The sequence below is a fragment of the Paraburkholderia madseniana genome (assembly GCF_009690905.1).
In the GTDB taxonomy this organism is placed as follows: Bacteria; Pseudomonadota; Gammaproteobacteria; order Burkholderiales; family Burkholderiaceae; genus Paraburkholderia; species Paraburkholderia madseniana.
Genome location: NZ_VOSW01000218.1, coordinates 1 through 4,382 on the forward strand (window position 1 = coordinate 1; position 4,382 = coordinate 4,382).

General features: G+C 62.6%; 4 protein-coding genes and 1 pseudogene. 1 reads left to right on the plus strand and 4 read right to left on the minus strand.

All coding sequences use genetic code 11. From position 1 onward, the window contains the following. Positions 1-780 (minus strand): 5'/3'-nucleotidase SurE (gene surE / locus FSO04_RS45095; RefSeq protein WP_154567866.1); only part of this gene is annotated, 780 nt, incomplete at its 3' end. Between the two features lie 201 nt (positions 781-981). Here surE and FSO04_RS45100 point away from each other — a divergent pair. Continuing rightward, positions 982-1,956 (plus strand): NADPH:quinone oxidoreductase family protein, encoded by a 975-nt coding sequence (locus FSO04_RS45100; RefSeq protein ID WP_154567868.1) that lies wholly within the window; start codon positions 982-984, stop codon positions 1,954-1,956. A gap of 105 nt (positions 1,957-2,061) precedes the next feature. On the opposite strand, the gene FSO04_RS45105 is transcribed toward FSO04_RS45100, so the two are convergent. The 3 genes and pseudogenes from FSO04_RS45105 to FSO04_RS45115 all read right to left on the minus strand — a co-directional run. After that, entirely contained in the window at positions 2,062-2,886 is an 825-nt protein-coding gene (locus FSO04_RS45105) for an ABC transporter permease (protein WP_093632649.1), read from the minus strand. A gap of 112 nt (positions 2,887-2,998) precedes the next feature. Continuing rightward, a complete protein-coding gene (locus FSO04_RS45110) occupies positions 2,999-3,811 on the minus strand; it encodes an ABC transporter ATP-binding protein (RefSeq protein WP_154567870.1) in 813 nt (270 codons plus the stop codon). 105 nt (positions 3,812-3,916) lie between these two features. Further along, positions 3,917-4,382: pseudogene (locus tag FSO04_RS45115) on the minus strand (ABC transporter substrate-binding protein); the annotation flags it as partial.

The following is a 4,382-nucleotide window of genomic DNA, read 5'->3' on the forward strand; positions in this document are numbered from 1 at the left end:
GTTGCAGCTCGACCTGACCCACACGCAAATGCTGCCTGCAGCGCGCGCCCAGTCGCGCGCTGCAGGCAGCATTTGCGTGTGGGTCAGGTCGAGCTGCAACGGCGTGATCGACACCTGACCGTTGGCGACAGCATGGAAATCGGTGCCTTCGCTCGCGTCACGCGCGCTGCCCGACGGGCCGATCCAGTAGATCGGCTCGCCGCGCGGGTTGGTCTGGCGGATCACCGGCTGCGACGGATGCCGCTTGCCGAGACGCGTGATATGCCAACCGCCGAGTTGCTCATACGGCAGGTTCGGTATATTGACGTTCAGGAGCGGATACCCCGGCAACGGCTGCTTGAGGTAGTGCGCGACGATCTCGGCGGCAACACGCGCAGCATCTTCGAGATGCACCCAGTCTTTGTCGACCAGCGAGAAAGCGATGGCCGGCACGCCGAACATGATGCCTTCGGTAGCGGCGGCGACGGTGCCCGAATAGAGCGTGTCCTCGCCCATGTTCTGGCCGTTGTTGATGCCCGACACAACAAGGTCTGGCGTGTGGTCCAGCATGCCCGTCAGCGCGATGTGCACCGAGTCGGTTGGCGTGCCGTTGACGTAGTAGAAACCGTTCGCCGAGCGCAGCACCGAAAGCGGACGCGACAGCGTCAAGGAATTGGACGCGCCGCTGCAGTTCTGCTCGGGGGCCATCACGGTGACGTCCGCGATCGGCTTGAGCGCTTCGTAAAGCGCGGCAAGGCCGGGCGCCAGATAACCGTCGTCATTGCTGAGTAGGATTCGCATGCGGCGATTGTAACCGAGGAAAGAAGGCACGCGAACGACACGGCAGGCCGTGCGTGCATCCCATGCAAAGCGCACGCGCCGAGCCCCGCGCCGATGAGTATCGACCGCTCACGAACTGGCTTCGAACAATAAAAACGCACGGTCGTGCGGATTGTTTTACACTCAGAATGGTTGCGAACCCCTGATCGATATGGAGACACGATGCGCGCGATTCGCTGTAATCAATATGGACCGCCGGAAAGCCTGGTCGTCGAAAATCTGCCTGACCTCGAGCCGCCGCCCGGCCACGTCGTGATCGACGTCAAGGCCGCGGCCGTCAACTTTCCCGATGTGCTGATCATCGAGAACAAATACCAGTTCAAACCGCCCCTGCCCTTTACGCCCGGCTCGGAAGTCGCGGGCGTCGTGCGTGCGGTCGGCGCCGGTGTGACGCAGTTCAAGCCGGGCTCGCGGGTGGTCGCGTTTACCGGCTCGGGTGGCTTTGCCGAGCAGGCGCTGGCGCCGGTCACGGCGTGCGTGCCGCTGGCGGACGGCGTCGACTTCGAACTGGCCGCCGCGTTTACGCTCGCCTATGGCACATCGCATCATGCGGTGGTCGATCGCGGCCAGTTGAAGGCCGGCGAGACGATGCTGGTGTTGGGCGCGGCGGGCGGCGTCGGACTCGCCGCGGTCGAAATCGGCAAGGCGCTCGGGGCACGCGTGATCGCGGCGGCGTCGACCGACGAAAAGCTCGCCACCTGCGTGAAGCATGGCGCGGACGCCACCATCAACTACAGCACCGAAGACCTGCGCGAACGCATCAAGGCGCTAACCGACGGCAAGGGTCCGGACGTGATCTACGATCCGGTCGGCGGTGTATATGCCGAACCGGCGTTTCGCAGTATCGGCTGGCGCGGGCGTTATCTGGTGGTCGGCTTTGCGAACGGCGAGATCCCGAAGTTGCCGCTCAACCTGACGCTGCTCAAAGGCGCGAGTCTGGTCGGCGTGTTCTGGGGCGACTTTGCAAAACGCGAGCCGCAACACAATCACGCTGCGTTCGAGCAGATGACCGGCTGGATCGGCGAGGGCAAGCTCAAGCCCTATGTGTCGGAACGTTATTCGCTCGAAGACACCGGCCGCGCGTTGCGCGATATGGCGGAGCGCCGAGTGATCGGGAAGGTGGTGATTACGCCTTAAGCGCAATGCGCTGGCGCTGGCGCTCCTTTGAGCGGCAAGAAAACAGAAAACGACGTGCGGTTTTGAACCGCACGCCGTTTTTGTTGAGCCTTTGAGAATGTGGGGCTACAGCTTTTCCGTATCACCCGACTTCGGCTGCCACTTCATCAGACGCCGCTCGCCGATCCCGACGATGGCGTCGAGAATCAGCGCGAACGCGGTCAACACCAGAATCCCGGCGAACACAGTGTTGATATCGAAGGTGCCTTCGGCTTGCAGAATCAGATAGCCGACGCCGCGCGCAGAGCCGAGATATTCCCCCACCACCGAGCCGACGAACGCCAGGCCCACCGATGTGTGCAGGCTCGAAAACACCCAGCTCATCGCACTCGGCAGGTAGACAAAGCGCAGCAACTGCTTGCGATTCGCGCCGAGCATGCGCGCGTTGGCAAGCACGACCGGGCTCACTTCCTTCACGCCCTGGTAGACGTTGAAGAACACGATAAAGAACACCAGCGTGACGCCCAGCGCCACTTTCGACCAGATGCCGAGGCCAAACCACACGCCGAAGATCGGCGCGAGAATCACGCGCGGCATCGAGTTGGCGGCCTTGATGTACGGATCGAACAGCGCGCTCGCGAGCGGCGACAGCGCAAGCCACAGACCGACGCCGAGCCCGAGCGCGGTGCCTAGCACAAACGCGAGCACCGTTTCGACCAGTGTGATCCACAGATGCAGATAGATTTCGCCGCCCGTGAACCACTCCCAGATGCGCTGCAGCACCTTCTGCGGCTCGCCGAAGAAGAACGCGGCCTTGTTCGGGTCGTCGAAATAGAACGCCGGCAGCAATGTCGGACTGGTCAGCACGTACCAGAGTACGAAGCACAGCACGAGCAGCAGCCACTGCCAGATCACCAGGTTCGCCCGGTTCGGGCGCAACGTCTTCCACATGACTCGGTTTGCCTTAGACGATTGATCGACGCCAATACAGGACGCAACAAACAGGACTTAACTACGGATATCCGTACATGCCGCCACGCCACTCCGCAACTACGCGCCCCGCTTAAACGGCCGTGAGTTGCTGCTGATAACCCTTGAGCACCTCATCACGCAGCACGCTCCAGATCTGTGCATGCAACTCGACGAACCGCGGATGCGCGCGAATTTCGGCGACGTCGCGCGGACGCGGCAGATCGATTGTGAATTCGCCGATCGGATGCGTGCCCGGCCCCGCCGACAGCACCACCACGCGGTCGGACATCGAGATCGCTTCGTCGAGATCGTGCGTGATGAACAACACCGCTTTGCGTTTGGCGGCCCACAGGTCAAGCAGCTCGTTTTCCATCAACTGACGCGTCTGGATATCGAGCGCGGAAAACGGCTCGTCCATCAGGATGATGTCGGGATCGAGGATCAGCGTCTGCGCCATCGCGACGCGCTTGCGCATGCCGCCCGACAGTTGATGCGGATAACGGTCGCCGAAACCGCCGAGACCCACGCGCTTCAACCACTCATCAGCTTTGCTGCGCGCTTCAGCAGGCGGCACGCCGTGAAATGCGAGCCCGGCCATCACGTTGTCGATAGCCGAGCGCCACGGCATCAGCGCGTCGGCCTGGAACATATAGCCGGCGCGCCGGTTGATTCCCTTGAGCGGTTCGCCGAACACACTGACCGTTCCCGACGACGGTTCCAGCAACCCCGCGCCGACGTTCAACAAAGTGGATTTGCCGCATCCGGTCGGGCCGACCACCGAAACGAATTCGCCCGGCGCGATGCGCAAGGTCGTGTCCTTGACCGCTGTATAGCGCTGCGCGCGGTTGTCCCGCGCAGCGAAGGTGCAGGTGATGTTGTCGAGCGCCAGGGCGGCAACGGTCATCGTTCGACTCGCTTCGAAGATCGATTTCGGTTTGTCATGTCGCCATGACAACGGTGGTCGAGGCGAATGCGGCACGTGCCGTCCTTCGCCCCCTGCTGACGGTACTCAGGCCTTGACCGTGGCCAGTGCTTTCTTGACGAAGTCGTTGGTCCACGTCTTCGACAAATCGATCGGCTTGCCCTGCACGTTCGGGTCGAACGCCTGCAGGGTTTTCAGCGACGTGGCCGGGCCGTCGGCAGGCATCAGACCGTCCGGCGACATGGCCTCCTTCACGTGCTGCCACGCGTCCAGATACACCGCGCGGTCGCCGAGCAGATAGCCTTCCGGCACGGTATTGATCAGCTCGCTGCCGGTTGCCGTTTGCAGCCACTTGAGTGCGCGCACCATCGCATTGGTCAGCGCCTGAGTGGTGTTCGGATTCTTCGTGATGAAACTCTGCGACGCGTACAGACACCCCGCCGGCATGTCGCCGCCGAACACGCTGCGCGTATCGGCCAACGTACGCGTGTCCGACACGACGCGAATCTCGCCGGTGCGTTCAAGCTTGGTCATCACCGGGTCGAGATTGGCG